Source organism: Streptomyces sp. NPDC007157 (genome assembly GCF_040634235.1).
Classification (GTDB): Bacteria; Actinomycetota; Actinomycetes; order Streptomycetales; family Streptomycetaceae; genus Streptomyces.
In genome coordinates this window covers 406,760-422,758 of the sequence record NZ_JBEYFE010000002.1, presented here as the reverse complement: position 1 = coordinate 422,758, position 15,999 = coordinate 406,760, and the positions used below count along the sequence as shown (strand labels likewise).

The 15,999-nt window shown below is 73.3% G+C and carries 12 protein-coding genes and 1 pseudogene; 3 read left to right on the top strand and 10 right to left on the bottom strand.

Going from position 1 to position 15,999, the window contains the following annotated elements:
- Positions 1–14: 14 nt before the first annotated feature.
- The 7 genes and pseudogenes from ABZ642_RS04845 to ABZ642_RS04815 all read right to left on the bottom strand — a co-directional run bounded on the left by ABZ642_RS04845 (position 15) and on the right by ABZ642_RS04815 (position 10,094).
- Entirely contained in the window at positions 15–899 is an 885-nt protein-coding gene (locus ABZ642_RS04845; RefSeq protein WP_360477619.1) for an HEXXH motif-containing putative peptide modification protein, read from the bottom strand.
- 639 nt (positions 900–1,538) lie between these two features.
- Positions 1,539–2,624 (bottom strand): annotated as a pseudogene (locus ABZ642_RS04840) (FxsB family cyclophane-forming radical SAM/SPASM peptide maturase); the annotation flags it as partial.
- Between the two features lie 129 nt (positions 2,625–2,753).
- Positions 2,754–2,966: an FxSxx-COOH cyclophane-containing RiPP peptide gene (gene fxsA, locus ABZ642_RS04835; RefSeq protein ID WP_360477098.1), complete on the bottom strand. Its 213-nt coding sequence runs from the start codon at positions 2,964–2,966 to the stop codon at positions 2,754–2,756.
- 11 nt (positions 2,967–2,977) lie between these two features.
- A complete protein-coding gene (locus ABZ642_RS04830; protein ID WP_360477095.1) occupies positions 2,978–6,391 on the bottom strand; it encodes an SAV_2336 N-terminal domain-related protein in 3,414 nt (1,137 codons plus the stop codon).
- 7 nt (positions 6,392–6,398) lie between these two features.
- On the bottom strand, positions 6,399–7,421 hold the full coding sequence (locus ABZ642_RS04825; RefSeq protein ID WP_360477092.1) for a MoxR family ATPase: 1,023 nt from the start codon (positions 7,419–7,421) through the stop codon (positions 6,399–6,401).
- 115 nt (positions 7,422–7,536) lie between these two features.
- Positions 7,537–9,690, bottom strand: a complete 2,154-nt coding sequence (locus tag ABZ642_RS04820; protein WP_360477090.1) for a trypsin-like peptidase domain-containing protein — start codon at positions 9,688–9,690, stop codon at positions 7,537–7,539.
- Positions 9,687–10,094 carry a hypothetical protein gene (locus ABZ642_RS04815; RefSeq protein ID WP_360477087.1) on the bottom strand — a complete coding sequence of 136 codons (408 nt, stop codon included), beginning with the start codon at positions 10,092–10,094 and terminating at the stop codon, positions 9,687–9,689. The genes ABZ642_RS04820 and ABZ642_RS04815 overlap by 4 nt, the downstream gene beginning before the upstream one ends.
- Positions 10,095–10,291: 197 nt before the next feature.
- On the opposite strand from ABZ642_RS04815, the gene ABZ642_RS04810 reads away from it, so the two are divergent.
- The gene (locus ABZ642_RS04810) at positions 10,292–10,471 is read left to right on the top strand and encodes a DUF6104 family protein (protein ID WP_152776632.1); all 180 of its coding nucleotides are present in this window, start codon (positions 10,292–10,294) and stop codon (positions 10,469–10,471) included.
- Positions 10,472–10,576: 105 nt separating this feature from the next.
- Here ABZ642_RS04810 and ABZ642_RS04805 read toward each other — a convergent pair whose 3' ends face one another.
- The gene (locus ABZ642_RS04805) at positions 10,577–10,816 is read right to left on the bottom strand and encodes a hypothetical protein (protein WP_360477083.1); all 240 of its coding nucleotides are present in this window, start codon (positions 10,814–10,816) and stop codon (positions 10,577–10,579) included.
- Positions 10,817–11,030: 214 nt separating this feature from the next.
- On the opposite strand from ABZ642_RS04805, the gene ABZ642_RS04800 reads away from it, so the two are divergent.
- Both ABZ642_RS04800 and ABZ642_RS04795 read left to right on the top strand, forming a co-directional pair.
- Positions 11,031–12,080, top strand: a complete 1,050-nt coding sequence (locus ABZ642_RS04800) for a DUF4097 family beta strand repeat-containing protein (protein ID WP_360477080.1) — start codon at positions 11,031–11,033, stop codon at positions 12,078–12,080.
- Position 12,081: 1 nt separating this feature from the next.
- Positions 12,082–13,179: a PadR family transcriptional regulator gene (locus ABZ642_RS04795; protein WP_360477077.1), complete on the top strand. Its 1,098-nt coding sequence runs from the start codon at positions 12,082–12,084 to the stop codon at positions 13,177–13,179.
- A gap of 99 nt (positions 13,180–13,278) precedes the next feature.
- On the opposite strand, the gene ABZ642_RS04790 is transcribed toward ABZ642_RS04795, so the two are convergent.
- Entirely contained in the window at positions 13,279–14,244 is a 966-nt protein-coding gene (locus ABZ642_RS04790) for a zinc-binding dehydrogenase (RefSeq protein WP_360477074.1), read from the bottom strand.
- Positions 14,245–14,547: 303 nt separating this feature from the next.
- Positions 14,548–15,780, bottom strand: a complete 1,233-nt coding sequence (locus ABZ642_RS04785; protein WP_360477071.1) for an NADP-dependent malic enzyme — start codon at positions 15,778–15,780, stop codon at positions 14,548–14,550.
- Positions 15,781–15,999 lie beyond the last annotated feature (219 nt).

The window sequence follows — 15,999 nt, the reverse complement described above, 5'->3', positions numbered from 1 at the left end:
CGGACGGCGCTTCGTCACTCGTCCGGGTGTCGGACCGCAACACCGTGCCGCCGCGTCCACAGGTCGCGCGCCGCTGTCACCTGCGCCTGTGCTCGCGCCGTGTGTCCCCGAGGCGCGGGGAACTCGGCCATGCGCTCGTGGGTGGCGACGATCTGATCCACGAACCGGCGCCCCCGCTCGGTGAGATCGGAGGATCCCACCAGCCCGGGCAACGCGGCCGCCACCTGAGCGCGGTAGCGCGCGTGCTGCGACCAGGCCGTCTCACGGTGCGCCGGGCGCTCGGCCCGGAGCGCGCAGCGCTGGAAGAAGTCGGCCAGCGCCAGATGCGCGTACACGCCCTGCAGGAGACCTTCGTACGGTCGTGGGTCCGGGCGCCAGGGCGCGAAGTGGCGTTCCCGCGGCCCGGCGTGGTGCAACACCAGCATGTCGCTGAGCACGGAGAGTTTCGTGTGCTGGAGCTCGTGCACGATGGTCGCGGCGAACGTGGCCGGAGTGGGGGGCGTGCTGCTGAGCAGCGCTCCGAAGGCCTCGCGACGCGTCCCGCTGCAACTGCCGGTTCCCCGGGCGTCCGGGCCCGGCCGTGGTGGGTCGGCGAGTGGGATCAGGCAGCGCAACAGGGCAACGGCTTCGGCCACGCGGTGCTCGCCACCCAGCCGCAGCATCTCGGCGGTCCCCGACCAGGCCTCCAGCCAGCGTTTGCGGCCCGCCTCGTCGAGCACCGTCGGGCCGCTCAGTTCGTGGTGGCGGGGGCCGCCGTGCACGGTGCGGTACGGATCCAGGTCGTCCAGTGGCACCGGCGGGCTCTCGGAGAGCAGCCCGGGCAGGGCGTGTGCGGGCGTCCACGCGGGCGCCCCGGACCACGCGCCGATACCGTCCTCCAACCGGACGACGACATCCATGGCGCCTCTTTGACGCAGTGTCAGCCGCCCGTCCGCACCGACGACGTCGACCGGGGCCTCCCCCGGCTCGGCCGTGTGCAGTGCCCCGAGCGACGGCAGCACCAGCACCCCGTCCCGGGCGGTCAGCCGTACGGCGAAAGCGGTCCCGGCGCGGGCGGCGGCCGCGGCGGCGAGCGCACTGAAGTAGGCGAGGTCGCGCCCGAGTTCGCGGACGCGCCGCTCGGTCGGCGGTCCGGCTTCCGGTGCCAGACCGCGCAGGCACTGGCGGGCCCAGGGGCCGACCAGGGGGTGCAGGAGCCGCGCACGTGCGGGGGTCGTGGCGTAGGGCGGCGCCAGGCTCCCCCGGTCCCCGGCCGGGAGCACCCGGTCGGCCTCCTCCAGCAGGTGCCAGTCCGCTCGCAGCCGGCCGGCAGCGCCGGCCGGGAGCACCGTCGCGTCCGCGCCCTCGACCGCGTCGAGCAGGGCGCGCAGCATGAGCAGGCGCCGGGTGTCCTGGTCGCGTACCAGGAGTGCCAGCGTCTCCGGATCGCCTTCGGTGCGGCCCAGTGCGGCCAGCGACCGGTCCGGAAGCACGGGAAACAGCACGGGCAGGGCCCTCTCCTCGGACGTGGACGCCACCTGGACGGGTACGGGGGCCGCCGCCGTGGCCCCGGTGAGCCGACCGTGCACATGCCGAATGAAACGCTGCAGGTCGGCGCAGTACACGGAGGGATTCGCGAAGCCGTGCCCGGCCCGGTAGCGGTGGGCGTACTGGCCGCCGCCGCAGACGTCGAGCAGCGGGCATGCCCGGCACTGCGCCGAGAGCGCCGCCACGCCGGCCTGCCGGGCGGCCACCCCGGGATGCCGCAACGCGTCGTCGAAACCGTGCCGGAACACGTCCAGGCCGGTCGCGGCGGCGCCTTCGTACGCCGACTTCAGTGAGTCGACCTGCTCGATGGATCCGTCGGTCTCCACCACGACCGCGTCGAACGGGGCGAGTCCCAGCGACTCGGTGGCGCCCGGCAGGCCCAGCAGCAGCGCGATGCACTCCTCGAACAGGCGCACCCGTACTTCCCGGTGGCCGGCCCCCCACCAGCGGTCGAAGACCGAGCAGAGCCAGTCGCCGTAGCGCGTGGCCGCCATGCGCGGCGGCGGCGCGGTCCAGTTGCCGTGCGGCAACAGCAGGTCGATGGCCGGCGGGCGCAGGGCGAGCAGGGACTCGTACGTCTCCAACGGGTCGAGAGCAGGGTCGACGACCGTGAGGATGCCGGCGTACGCGTCCGGGAAGCGGTCGGCGACCAGACGCGCCCCGCGCGAGGCGGCGGGCCAGGAAGGGCGTCCCGAGTGGTCGACGCGGCGTGCGTTGTGTGCGGCGAGTCCGCCGTCCAGGCTGATGCCGACCCGGATGCCGTGCCCGGCCAGGGTCGTCATCCGTTCCTCGGTCAGGAGAGTGGCGTTGGTCTGCACGGTGGCGTGGACCGTGCATCCGGCCGGCACCCGGTCGCGTACCAGATCGGTGAAACCGACCAGCGTGTCGACACCCGCCAGCAAGGGTTCACCACCGTGCAGGACGAGCGAGATCGCCGTCAGCGCGTGGCTGCGGGCGTGCTCGGCGATCCGGTCCGCCGTGCGGTCGAGAACCGCGGCCGGTGCTCTCGCGGGGCGCCCGCGCCAGGTGTGGTCGGGGCCCTCGTACAGGTAGCAGTAACGACAGGCCAGATTGCAGCGACCGTGCACCTTGACGATGAACTGCCGGAACGGAGAGGGATCGGCGCTGCCCCGTCCGCTCCCGGTCCCGGAACCGGTCGTCGCCCGTCCTGTCACGTCGGTCACCCCCACCTGCACGACTCGATCAGCAGGGACATCGTGCCCCTCCTAGAACGCGCTGTTGAAGCCCCACAGCATCTCGGTCGGCCGGACCGCCCGTTCCGTCAGTTCCGCCAGCACCTGCCGCAGCACGGGATGGTCCACACTTTTCAGTTCCCCCAGGTCCAGCTCCAGCAGGTCCGGCAGCGGCTGCGTCGCCCCGGCCGACTCCGCGTCCGACAAGGACTGGTCCCGTGCGTCCACCCCAGGTTCCTCTCGCATCGTGGTGTCCCTCAGCCCCGATCCAGATCCGCCAGCCGCTGCGCCGTCTGCGGCGCGGTGGGATCACTCGTGCCCACCCTGTCGGCGGGCAGCCGAAGCCACAGCGTACGGGCGGACCGATAGGCCTCGCGGGCGGCCCGGGGGCGGGCGGCCGCCTCGTAGGACATACCCCTCCAATGGTGCGCCTGCGCGCCCAGTTCCACGGCTTCCTCGCGCACGCGGGTCGAACCGGCGTCCTGCTCCGCCTCCCGGGCCGCGTCCGCGGCGATCCTGAACGAGTCGACCGCCTCGTCCAGACGGGTGGCACGTCCCAGACTCCGGTACGCCTCGAACCGGACCTGCCCCAGTGCGAGCCGGTAGCGAGCCGACAGCAGCGGTTCGTGGGCGCCGTCCGCCGCCAGTTCGAAGAGGTGCTCGGCCTCCCGGAGGTCGACAGGGTCGCCCTGGGCGCGGTAGCGGACCATCAGTCCACGCCCGAGCAGGAAGAGGCGAGGGGCGAGTTCGAGGCTGCCCGACAGCGTCTCCGCGCGGCACCTCCGCAGGACCTGGATCGCCTCGGCCAGTGACCGGGAGGAGCGCGGACCCGTCTCCGACGCCACCTGCCGGAGCAGGACCTCGCCCCACTCCGCGAGGACGTCCGCGTGCGCCGGCGCGTCCGACGGCATCCTCTTCGCCGCTTCGGCGAAGCCTCGCGCCGCCGCCCGCAGTTCCCGCGGCTCCCCGGACTCCGCGTAGCGCGCCGTTCCGATGCGCCCCGCCCGCACCAGCAGATCCGCGCGCAGTCGCTCCTCGCCGGTGCGGGCCAGGCCCCTTTCGACGCACTGCTGAGCCTCGTCCAGGTCACCGCCCGACGCGAGCAGCGCGTCGGCCAGGTCCAGCAGGACCCGGACGTGCTCGGGCGAGGACCAGGGTCCGGTGCCCGGATCCGCGCCGCTCTCCACCACGGCGGTGCGCAGCGACCGCGCACTCTGCGCCGCGTAGCCGCGGGCCTCTTCGGGTTCGGTCGTCGCACCGGACAGGCGCAGCAGGAGGCGGCCGTGGGCCAGGGACAGTTCGGGTGGGGGTCGCCGGAGATCCGGCCAGGCATCGGCGAACGCCTCCAGCATGCCGACCGCACCGTGCAGCAGCGCGCTGTCGCCGCTCAGACTCCACTGCGCCTCCAGCACGCCGGCCCGTTCCAGTGTCAGCCGTAGCGCCTCCGGCGCGTCGAGGCCGGGGTCGCCGCAGGCCACCGCGTACTGCCGGTCGGCGCGGCGCAGCAGGTCGACGGCGCGCGCCCGGTCGCCGCGCCGCCTGCGGTCGGTCGCGGCGGCCCGCAACACCCGGGCCAGGACCGCCCGTTCGCGCCGCACGTGCGGGTGGGACACGGCCCGCTGCGCCGCCTCCTCGGCCTCGCGCAGCAACTCGGCGCCGCCCTGCACCTCCCACAGGCGCAGAGTGCAGTGCGCGTACTGCGCCCACAGTTCCGGGTCCGCCCCTGTCGGCTCCTCGTGTTCGGTCGCCCCGCGCAGCAGCAGCACGGCGTCGATGAGGTCCTGCACCATGCCCTCGTCGTCGAACCGGGCGAGCAGGGCGCGAGATCTGTCGACGGCCGGGTGGGGGGCGCGTTCACCGGACCGTGCGGCGGTGTCGCGGCCGTAGGGCCGGAACTGCGCGGGCAGCGGCATGAAGCGTTCGAGGACCTGGGCGGCAACCTCGGCGAACGGCTGCGGGACCAGGGTCGCGTCGCCGTTGTCGCCGGTCAGGACCGGACGGCTGGTGCCGGGCTGAGTGTGCGGCCGCCCGGCAGGGCCGGCGCCGAGCTGGCCGAGGGCGAGGGCCGGGAAGTTGACGCCGCCTCTGCGGAAGCGCTGCTCGACGTACTCCGAGCAGTGCCTGAGGACGAGGAGGGCCTCGTCGCGGGTGAGCGTGGAGAGCAGGATCTCCTGGACCTCGGTCTCCATCTCGTACCACTGCGCGCCGTCCGCGCCCAGGTCGCCGTGGTCCTCGCGGGCGCGCGTCACCAGGCCGTTGAGCAGCACCTCGGCGAGGTCGGAGGGGCCGGAGTCGGGCAGCATGGTCCGCTGCACCAGTTGCATCACCGGCAGCCAGAGGGGGGCGGCTGCCAGGTAGACGGCAAGCCGGCCGGCGCGCGGCGAGGCGACGGAACGAAACTTGCGGACCCTCTCCACCGGTGACAGGTCGCGTCTCGGACGGGGCGCCGCCACCGCCGGCTGATCCGCGCGCACCCAGCCCACCGCACCCGGGACCGGTCCGGCGCCGATCCCGGACAGCAGTCTCGCCCACGCCCCGAGCGCCACCGGCTCGGGTGGCAGCACCGGCACCGGTACGGCGCCGCGTGGCCCGCCCGAGGCGGCCCCGGCCGGGGTGTGCACCCGCAGCACGCCGGCCCCGCCGAGCGTCTCGCCCCGGCTCAGCTCGCCGTACGTCACCGGCAGCCGGGTGCGGTTCCACATCCGCTGCGGCAGCGGCTGGAGCACGGCGACCGGGGCCTGCCGGGACAGCTGGTGGAGCAACCGGTGGGCGCGGCCGCTGCTCCACACCGGCCCGACGCAGTCGCTGACGAGGACGGTGATCCTGCGTCCGGTCGGGTCGTTGAGGCGGTCGGCGGTGTGCAGCGGGGCCGCGTGCACGTCCGCGCTGCGGCTGACCACGGCCGCGCCGTCGGGCCCGCAGTGCAGATGGCTCACCTGAATGTCTCCGAAGGCGCCCAACTGACCGAAGACCTGGACCAGTTCGTCGAACATCCGGTCCCAGACGCGCATCGCGGGGGAGACCTCCATGACCAGTTGCAGCCGGGTGTCGCCCCGGGTCACCGCGCGGTACACGGGCAGGATCAGGCCGCCCGCCCGCGCACTCCGCTCGGCGGTCGCCGTCTCGTCCAGCTCGGTGCGCAGCGGCGGCGCGGCACTTCGGTAGGCCTGCAACGGTCGCAAAGCACGCTGGAGTTCGAGTGGAGCGGGCAGGGCGGGGGCGGCGGGCACCCCGAACGGCACCCCGGCGATCCGCGCGGCGGCCTGGCCACGCCCGGCGCCGCGCTGCTGCGGCATGGGGTAGAGGGACAGGCGGCGGTCGGCGCCGGCGGCCTCTGGGGCCACCGCCGACGGCCGGCTCGCGTCGCCCGCGGATTCCGAGGACGCGACGGCCTCCCGCGGGTGCGGTGTCGGTACGGCGGCCTCCTCGGCCCTCGCCCTCGGCGGGTCAGGGTGCGTGGCGGACCCCGGGCCCGGCGGATCGTCCGTCTCCGCCCCGGCCGCGGGACGTGCGAATCGGGCCAGCCAGAGGGCGTCGCGCAGCCCCTCGAGGTCGGGATCGAGCCCGCCGTCCCGCATCCGGCGGACGAGTTCGGCGAGCGGGCCGCCGTCAGCGCCGGCCAGGTCCGGGGCGGGCGGGACGGGGCCGTGTCGGGATGCTGCCTCCGGCATCAGCGGCTCACCTCGGGCGGTCGAGGCGCTGGATGAGCAGGTCGGCGAGACGGTCGCGGCTGGGCGGGGCGGCCGCGTCCGTGAGGTAGATGGCGTTCAACAGCTGGTCGGTGGCGAGGAGTTCGCTGCGGGAGCGTTCCAGGAAGTGGGTGATCAGGTCATCGCCCGCGCGGGCCGCCTCGTCGCCGAGGTGGGCGCGGACGAAGGTGGCGAGGCGGCTGTGGTCGGGGCGGCCCAGCTCCAGGTGGATGCAGCGGCGCATCAGCGGAGCCGGGAACTCCCGCTCGCCGTTGCTGGTGAGGACCACGAACGGGAAGGCCCGGCAGTGCACCCGACCGTCGCGGACCCGGACTTTGGTGCCGTCGGCGGTGAGCACCTCGGCCTCGCCGTCCGGCAGCCGGTCGGCGATCCGCTGGAGCTCGGGGATCTCGAACTCCCCTTCCTCCAGCACGTTCAGCAGGTCGTTGGGCAGGTCGATGTCGCTCTTGTCGAGCTCGTCGATCAGCAGCACGCGCGGGGTGTCGGAGGGGAGCAGAGCGGTGCCGAGCGGGCCGAGGCGGATGTAGCTGCCGATCGCCTCCATGGCGTCCGGACTGCCGCCGACCGCGCCGTCCCCGCCCCGTGCGGCGATCTGGACGTCCTGGAGGCGGGCGATGGCGTCGTAGTGGTACAGGCCGTCCTGGAGCGCGGAGCGGCTGACGATGGACCAGCGCAGCACCTTGCCCAGGCCCAGTTCGAACGCCACCGAGTGCGCCAGGGTGCTCTTGCCCGCGCCGGGGCTGCCGGTGACCAGGAGCGGGCGGCGCAGGTAGAGCGCCGCGTTGATCATCTCCAGCTCCTCGGCGCCGGGCCGGTGCAGTTCGGCCAGATGCCGGTACCCGCCGAGCCTGCGGTCCTGAGAGCCGTCACCGGCGTCCCCCGCGTCCCGGCCTGTGAAGTCCCGCCAAGGGGGCGGCGGGGGCAGCCGGCTCATGCCGTCGTGCGGTTCCCCGGCGCCACGGTAGATGAGCCACTCACTGGATTCGGTCATGTCCGGCCCTCGTCGTCACTCGTCCGTCCCGTCCCCAGGGCAGCCGTCGAATCTGCTTCACGTTATCGACCTTCAGTAGCCCGTAGTAAGAGCCTCATATCAGCGTGCGATGAGTTCACGGCGCCTCCAGCAAGTCGTCCGCACCGGGCAGGGGTTGGTGCGGATCGTCGTACAGGAGGGCGATGCCGTGGGCCCAGAACGCCTCCGTGAGCCCCTTGCGCAAGCGGTCGCGCAGACCGTGCACCAGTCCGGGCAGTTCCCCGGCGCCGGCCGCGCCGTCGACGGTCATCCGGGCACCCCGGTGGAACTCCCCGCACACGGAGTCGGACGGGCGTTTCCAGCGGCGCCACAGCACCACCCCGTACCCGGCCTGGATGATCCGGCCGAGCGCGGTCTCGTCGTCCTCGTAGCGCCGGTCGCCCTCGCGGCACAGCACCGGGATGGTCCCGGGCGCGAGGCCACGCAGCACCGACAGGGCCGGCACGGGTCGGCGCAGCGCGTCGTCGCAGTCCAGTACCTCGGCCCGGGCGCCGTACCCTTCGTACCCGTCATGTACCCGGCGCCAGCGGTCGAGACGGTCGGACTCCAGGTCGTCGCCCGGGAGTTCGGCGCCGTACCAGTCGTCCTCTCCGGACAGCTGGTCGCGGTTCGAGCAGCGGACCAGGACCGGCCGCTCCACGCCCAGCGGCCTGGCACCGGACCACAGCCGCCACTCGTCCACCGGCAGGTCGAGCATCTGGTACGGCAGGGCGGCGTACAGCGGGGCGGACCGCCCGGGTTCGTCACAGCGCCGGAACGCCTCGGCGAGCGGCTCGGCGAGACAGGCGGCGAGGTCGGCGAGAGCGGCGCCCTGTCCATCGTCCAGCCCGGTCGCCTCGCCGTCCCGCTCCACCACCGCGACCGACCAGTCACACTGACCGCGCTCCCAGGCCCGAGGCTCGACCTGGAGCAGGACGGAGCGCTGGACGGCGGACCGGGCGAACGGCTCCCGCGCCGCGTCCCCGCCGCGGTGCCCGGCACGGCTCGGTCCGCCCCGCTCGTGCAGCCGGTCGCCGAGATGCTGGGCACGGCTGCGGGCGAGGGCGGCGCGCCGGTCGGCGCCCAGGTGGGTCGCGGCCTGCTTGATCCACTCCCACAGGGCCTGTTCGGCATCGAGCACGAAGGGCGTCAGCGGACGCTCGGCGGTCATGACCCGCATCGCGTAGTCGACGACGAGCGGGAGCACGCCGTCGTGCCGCGCGTTCCCGTAGAGCGCGCCGAGGCCGTCGCGCCAGCCGCGCGGCGCGGGCGACAGCGCGGGCGGCCGGAAGTCCGGCAGCGAGTGGAGGATGTCGAGCAGACCGCGGGTGCTTTCCGGGGGTGGCAGGTCCGCGAGCCGGCCGAGCAGTTCGACCCGCTCGTACGGGCTGAGGGTACGACCCGGGCGGGCGCCCAGTTCGGCCTGGAGGTCGGTCCAGGTGGGGCGCGTGGAGTCGGTGGGCCGCTGACGGTCGCGGTGGTAGCGGTCGTGGGCGTGCCAGACAGCCTGGTAGAGGTCGCTCTGGTACGGGTCGTGCCGGTGGAGATCCTCCGGCCCGGCCTCCCACGGCACCGGGAGGGTGCGCAGCCGCTCGATGCCGATCGACGTGCCGCCGGGCGCGTGGTCCGCGCGTGACTGCAGCACACCGACGACCTCGCCGCGCACCGGGTCGATCACCGGGCCGCCGGACATGCCGAGCGGGAGTTCGCTCCCGCCGAGGCGCATCTGGACGTCCGAGGACCAGCCGCCGATGGTGCCGTGCACGGTCAGGAAGCCGTCCGACGGCTGCGGCTGCCCTTCGGCAAAGGCCCAGCCGGCGTAGTACACCCGCCCCTCGGTGTAGTGCGGCGTCGGCCGCTCGGAGACGTACAGGCAGTCGTGGTCCACCGGCTCGCGCAGCCGGACGAGCGCGAGGTCGGGGGCGGGCCGGTCGCCCTGGGAGGAGTGGTGGACGCGCTCCGGAACGAACGCCGCGACCTCGCCGGGTACGGCGCACGACTCGCTGAAGGGACCGGGCCGAAAGACCACGGTGACCTCACCCCCTTCCGCGCCGTCGACGACATGAGCACAGGTCAGGACCCAGTTCGGCGCGATGAAGAAGCCGCTGCCGAGGAACGCCCCGGATCCTTCCGGGACATACCCGACGCCTGTGCGGTGGATGCGTACGGTGGCCGCCATCACGAGTTCACGCAGCGCGGGGCGAGGCGGATCCCAGCCGCCGAATACGCCCTCGTTCTGCCGGTCCGTCATTCCCCGCCCTCCGCCCCCACCGCCTGTTCGTCCCCGGAGACCGGAGCACCGCCGGACGCGTCCGCGGGTGGGCCGGGGGAACGGTCGTGGCCGGCGTCGTCCGGATCGGGCGGTCTGCCTCCGTTCCAGGTCGGCGGCACCGTGGTCGCTGCCTTCGCCTCCCCGACCGCTAGCGGTCCGGCCACCCGGTCGGCCTTCCCGGCTTTCGCGGTCGGCCCGGCCCGGAACCCGATGCCCACCTCGCCGGGCGGCACCGCCCGCCGCGCCTCGAACCGCTCCACCGGCCCGGCGTCCGGGAACGACGGCCTCCCCGACGGCACGGCGGGTGGACCCGCTCTCCAAGCCCACACCGAGGTACCGTCCGGCAACCGCACCTGCGCGATCCGCGTGGTGTCCTGTTCCATACGTTCCCCGTCCCCCCTTCCCGTGTGTCCCGCCCAGGAAGACATCGCCGTCCCCCTCGACCCCGTCCACGGGAAAGGAGTCCTTCCCCCACCGGGCGAGCCCTACCCATCACCGGCGGCACACCTTTGCCGTCCGCCTAGGCTGGTACACGCCCACCACGGGGCACCCACACATGCAGGCAGCAGGAGAGCAACCCATGTACTTCACCGACCGAGGCATCGAGGAACTGGAGAAGCGGCGCGGCGAGGAGGAGATCACCTTCGAGTGGCTCGCGGAACAGCTCCGCACCTTCGTCGACCTGAACCCCGACTTCGAGGTCCCGGTGGAGCGCCTGGCGACATGGTTGGCCCGGCTGGACGACGAGGACGAGGAGTAGGAGGCCCGCCCCCGCGAAGCGGCCCGCCCGGGGCGCGGGAACCATGCGACCGGCCCCCACCGGCCCGTGGCGGGGAGGCGTGCCGAGCCCTCGGCCGGCCGTCGGTCAGTCCCGCGGGAACACCGTCTCGTACGACAGCTCCATCGCCCCGTGCGCCGTCAGCACCGCCCCCACCGCGGCCCACATCACGCTGCGCCGGCGCATCCCCCACGCCACGGCCGGCAGCCCCACCGCCATCTCGGCCAGGGCCACCCGATGGGCTCTCGGCAGGCCGTCCGCGCCCGGCGGCGTACGCGTGCCGGGCCCCGGAGGCCGGGAGAAGGCGCTGGATTCATCCGTCGACATGAACACACGGTAGGCAATTAATCCACTTACCGCCCGATATGCGACTACTCGATCCGCTTCAGAGGTCAACACGGAGCCCAACCGACCACCCCGAAGAGCGCCTTGACTTCCGACAGCCACGATATATCGTGTTTATGGAAGACGCGATATGGCGCGAGCCGTGCACGCGCGTCTCGTCTGCAGCCGCCATGCCCGGCCGAGGGAGGTCCGCACCATGTCCGAGTGGTCCGTCGCTGAACCCAGGAAGCTCACCTTCGACACCCCCGTGAGCGATCTGCACGTGCGCATCGTCAACGGAACAGTCAACGTCGTGGGCACGGACGAGGGTTCCGCCCGCCTGGAAGTCTCCGAGATCGAGGGCCCGCCCCTGATCGTCACGCACCACGGCGGCACCCTCACGGTGGCCTACGAGGACCTGCCCTGGAAGGGCTTCCTCAAGTGGCTCGACCGCAAGGGCTGGCGGCGCAGCGCGGTCGTCTCGCTCGCCGTCCCGGCGGAGACCCGCGTGGAGGTGGGCGTGGTCGGCGCCGCCGCGGTCGTCTCCGGGATCAGCGGCACGTCGGTGGTCAAGGGCGTCACCGGCGACACGACCCTGGTCGGCCTCGCCGGCCAGGTCCGCGCGGACACCGTCTCCGGGAACCTGGAGGCCCAGGCCGTCACCGGCGACCTGCGGTTCAACTCGGTCTCCGGCGACCTGACCGTCGTCGAGGGCTCGGGCTCCGCCGTGCGCGCGGACTCGGTCAGCGGCTCCATGATCATCGACCTGGACCCGGACGGTCCGACGGATGTCCGGCTGACCAGCGTCTCCGGCGAGATCGCCATCCGGCTGCCGCATCCGGCCGACGCCGAGGTCGAGGCCAACACCGCGAGCGGCACCATCTCCAACGCCTTCGACGGACTGCGGGTGCACGGCCAGTGGGGCGCCCACAAGATCACCGGCCGCCTCGGCGCGGGCACCGGCAAGCTCCGCGCCACCACGGTCTCCGGCTCCATCGCCCTGCTGCGCCGCCCGCCCAAGGAGGACGACGACGAGAAGACGGCCTGGGAGTCCGGCCCGACGCCCGGCCCCTCCGGACCGAGGGAACCCGTCGGGCCGACAGAACCCGTAGGGCCGGCGGGGCCGTCCGCCCCCTTCGCACCCGCCTCGCCCGCCTCGCCCGCCTCCGGGTCCGAGACCGCGACCGGGTCCGACAGGTCCGAGAGCGGGCCCGAGTCCGGGTCCGCAGCCCCGGCCGACGGTACGACCGACAAGAAGGTGCTCTGAGATGCCTCCCGTCTTCGCCCACGGCCGTCTCCGCCTCTACCTGCTCAAACTGCTGGACGAGGCCCCGCGCCACGGCTACGAGGTGATCCGGCTGCTCGAAGAGCGCTTCCAGGGCCTGTACGCCCCGTCGGCGGGCACCGTCTACCCCCGCCTCGCCAAGCTGGAGGCAGAGGGCCTGGTCACGCACACCACCGAGGGCGGCCGCAAGGTCTACGCCATCACCGACGCCGGTCGCGCCGAACTGGCGGACCGCGGTGGCGAGTTGGCCGACCTGGAGCTGGAGATCCGGGAATCGGTGGCCGAACTGGCCGCCGAGATAAGGGCCGACGTCCGTGGCGCGGCCGGCGATCTGCGCCGCGAGGTGCGGGCAGCCGCCTCGGAGGCCCGGCGCGGCAGCGGGACGGGGGCCGGGACCGGGGAGTTCGGCGACCTCGGTGACAAGGAGTCCTGGCGGGCCGCCAAGGAGGAGATGCGGCGCGCCAAGCAGGAGTGGAAGGAACAGGCCCGTCGCGCCAAGGACGAGAGCCGCCGGGCCCGTGAGGAGGCCCAGCGGGCCCGCCGGCAGGCCCAGGAGGCCCAGGCCCGGGCCCGCGCCCAGGCCCAGGAGGAGATGCAGCGCATCGCCAACCGGGTGCAGGAGCACGTCCAGGACCACTTCGCCCGCGGTGACTGGCCGACGGGGGTCCGCGAGGGCCTGACCGAACTCGCCAAGGAGTTCGGGGAGTTCGGCAAGGACTACGGCAAGGAGTTCGGGAGGGAGTTCGGCAAGGACTTCGGCTTCGGCGGCCGTACCGAGCCGCAGCCCGGATCGGGCCCGGACCTCCGCAAGCCGACGCCGGACCGGCCCCGGACACCGGAGTACTCGCAGACCCCGGAGGACTTCCCGGCGCAGTACGTCCCCGAGTGGGCGCACGGCGACGAGACCGGCACCGGCGATCCGGCCCGCGACCTCGACCGGCTCCTGGACCGCTTCCGCGACGACATCCGGGACGCGGCCCGCGACCACGGAGTCACCACGGAGCAGCTCGCCGACACCCGTCGCCACCTGTCGGCGGCGGCGGCCCGCATCGGAGCGCTGCTGCGCGGCCCGAAGTCCTGAGGAAGGGGCGAGGGGAAGCGGGCCGCCCGCACACGGCCCACCCGTTTCCCCTCCCCCTCGCGCACGACCTGGCCGCTCTCCCGCCGCTCAGGAGCCCGGTCACGAGTTGGTCAGGACGATCTTCCCGAACTGGTCGCCGGACTCCAGCCGCTGGAAGCCCTCGCGGGCGCGGTCGAGCGGCAGCAGTTCGTCGATGACGGGGCGTACTCCGGTGGCGGCGCAGAAGGCGAGCAGGTCCTCCAGCTCGTCCTTGGTCCCCATGGTCGAGCCCACGACCTTCAGTTCGAGGAAGAAGATCCGGGTCAGCTCGGCGTGCGAGGGCCGGTCGCCGCTGGTGGCGCCGGAGATGACGACCGTGCCGCCGGGGCGCAGCGACTTCACCGAGTGGGACCAGGTGGCGGCACCGACGGTCTCGATCACCGCGTCCACCCGCTGCGGCAGCCGGGCCCCCGGTTCCACCGCCTCGACGGCGCCCAGTTCCAGGGCCCGCTTGCGCTTGGCCTCGTCCCGGCTGGTGGCGAAGACCCGCAGCCCCGCGGCCTTGCCGAGCACGATGGCGGCGGTGGCGACCCCGCCGCCCGCGCCCTGCACGAGGACCGAGTCACCGGGACGGACGCCCGCGTTGGTGAACAGCATCCGGTACGCCGTCAGCCAGGCGGTGGGCAGACAGGCGGCCTCCGCGAAGGACAGCTCCTTGGGCTTGGGCAGGAGGTTCCAGGTGGGTACGGCGACCTGCTCGGCGAAGGTGCCCTGGTAGCGCTCGGTGAGGATGGACCGGGGTTCGTTCGGCCCGACCCCGTGGCCGCTCTGCCCGATCACGGAGTGCAGGACGACCTCGTTGCCGTCCGCGTCGACGCCGGCGGCGTCGCAACCGAGGATCATCGGCAGCCGGCCCTCAGGGAGGCCGACGCCGCGCAGAGACCAGAGGTCGTGGTGGTTGAGGGAGGCGGCCCGGACATCGACGGTACTCCAGCCGGGACGGCCCTCGGGGGCGGGACGGTCCCCCAACTCAAGGCCGGAGAGCGGCTGGTCGCGGTCGATTCGGGCGGCGTAGACGGCGAACATGGGGCCGACGATAGGTTCCCGGAGCCGAGGGCGAAACCGGAGGCCGCTGTGACACATCCCCTCTTGCGCACAACGCCCCGTCCACAGCGGCCGTAAGGGGCGCGGGGCTGTATTCGATATGCGGCTCCGCCGCGTGGGCGCGACAAGCCCCCACCCACCGGTACCGGACAACGCCTCCCGCCACCCCGGTACGGCCGTCTGGGGGCCGCGGCCCCCAGGACAACGCTCACCTCGTAGACACCCGATCGGATGGGTGGGTGGGTAAAGAAATGGCCCCGCCCAAGACGGGCGGGGCCATTCGGGTCACCGTCGGGCGACGCCCTCGGCCCGCGCCGCCGCGGCCACCGCCGCGGTCACCGCCGGGGCGACCCGCTCGTCGAACGGCGACGGGATGACGTAGTCGGCGGCGAGATCGTCGCCGACGACCGACGCCAGCGCCTCCGCCGCCGCGATCTTCATGCCCTCCGTGATCCGGGAGGCCCGCACCTGGAGCGCGCCCGCGAAGATCCCGGGGAACGCCAGCACGTTGTTGATCTGGTTCGGGAAGTCCGACCGCCCGGTCGCGACGACCGCCGCGTACTTGTGGGCGACGTCGGGGTGCACCTCCGGGTTCGGGTTGGCCATGGCGAACACGAACGCGCCCTCGGCCATGGAGGCGACGGCCTCCTCCGGGACCGTACCGCCGGAGACGCCGATGAAGACGTCGGCGCCGGCCAGCGCGTCCTCGAGGGTGCCCTTGAGCCCGGCCTTGTTGGTGAACCCGGCCACCTCGCGCTTGACGGCGGTGAGGTCGTCACGGTCCGTCGAGATGATGCCCTTGCGGTCGGTCAGGGCGACGTCCCCGATGCCGGCCTCGACCAGCATCTTGGCGATGGCGACCCCGGCCGCGCCGGCGCCCGAGATCACCGCCCGCAGCTGGCCGATCTCCCGGCGGCTGAGCCGCGCCGCGTTCCGCAGCGCCGCCAGCGTCACGACGGCCGTACCGTGCTGGTCGTCGTGGAAGACCGGGATGTCCAGCCGTTCCTGGAGCTTGCGCTCGACCTCGAAGCACCGCGGTGCCGAGATGTCCTCCAGGTTGACTCCGCCGAAGGAGGGAGCGAGCCGGACGACGGTCTCCACGATCTCGTCGACGTCGGTGCAGGCGAGGGCGATGGGGACCGCGTCCACGCCGCCGAACTGCTTGAAGAGGATCGCCTTGCCCTCCATCACGGGGAGGGAGGCCTCGGGGCCGATGTCCCCGAGTCCGAGCACGGCCGTACCGTCGGTGACGACGGCCACGACGGACGACTTCCATGTGTAGTCGTTGACCAGCTCGGGCTGTTCCGCGATCGCGGTGCACACGCGCGCGACTCCGGGCGTGTACGCGAGGGAAAGGTCGTCCTTGTCACGGATCGGCACGGTGGCCTGCACGGCCATCTTGCCGCCGCGGTGCAGCGCGAACGCCGGATCGAAGGAATCGAGGGGCTCGGCCCCACCTTCCTGGTCCGAATTGCCCGGCGTGCTGTCGCTGCGAGGATTGACGATCTCCGCTGCCACTTGTCTTACCCCTTAGGTATGCATGGTTGAGGGTCGGCCACTCCCGGTGAGGAAGTGGACGGGCACCGCGCAGGGGCCCGATCACTGATACGTACGAGTGGCACGTACGAGCACCTGCGCGACGGGCGCGCCGCACACGCGCCCTGGAGCCCCGGATGAGGGGTGTAAAGAACCTTCTTACCGGACGGACCGGGCCCGCGACGAGTCGAATAGGCGCAA

Excerpts from the sequence above, each read along its gene's own strand:
- ABZ642_RS04825 (WP_360477092.1), bottom strand. The coding sequence starts at position 7,421 with ATGACCGAATCCAGTGAGTGGCTCATCTACCGTGGCGCCGGGGAACCG.
- ABZ642_RS04815 (WP_360477087.1), bottom strand. The coding sequence starts at position 10,094 with ATGGAACAGGACACCACGCGGATCGCGCAGGTGCGGTTGCCGGACGGT.
- ABZ642_RS04820 (WP_360477090.1), bottom strand. The coding sequence starts at position 9,690 with ATGACGGACCGGCAGAACGAGGGCGTATTCGGCGGCTGGGATCCGCCT.
- ABZ642_RS04830 (WP_360477095.1), bottom strand. The coding sequence starts at position 6,391 with ATGCCGGAGGCAGCATCCCGACACGGCCCCGTCCCGCCCGCCCCGGAC.
- ABZ642_RS04800 (WP_360477080.1), top strand. The coding sequence starts at position 11,031 with ATGTCCGAGTGGTCCGTCGCTGAACCCAGGAAGCTCACCTTCGACACC.
- ABZ642_RS04805 (WP_360477083.1), bottom strand. The coding sequence starts at position 10,816 with ATGTCGACGGATGAATCCAGCGCCTTCTCCCGGCCTCCGGGGCCCGGC.
- ABZ642_RS04790 (WP_360477074.1), bottom strand. The coding sequence starts at position 14,244 with ATGTTCGCCGTCTACGCCGCCCGAATCGACCGCGACCAGCCGCTCTCC.
- ABZ642_RS04795 (WP_360477077.1), top strand. The coding sequence starts at position 12,082 with ATGCCTCCCGTCTTCGCCCACGGCCGTCTCCGCCTCTACCTGCTCAAA.
- ABZ642_RS04845 (WP_360477619.1), bottom strand. The coding sequence starts at position 899 with ATGGATGTCGTCGTCCGGTTGGAGGACGGTATCGGCGCGTGGTCCGGG.
- ABZ642_RS04810 (WP_152776632.1), top strand. The coding sequence starts at position 10,292 with ATGTACTTCACCGACCGAGGCATCGAGGAACTGGAGAAGCGGCGCGGC.
- fxsA (WP_360477098.1), bottom strand. The coding sequence starts at position 2,966 with ATGCGAGAGGAACCTGGGGTGGACGCACGGGACCAGTCCTTGTCGGAC.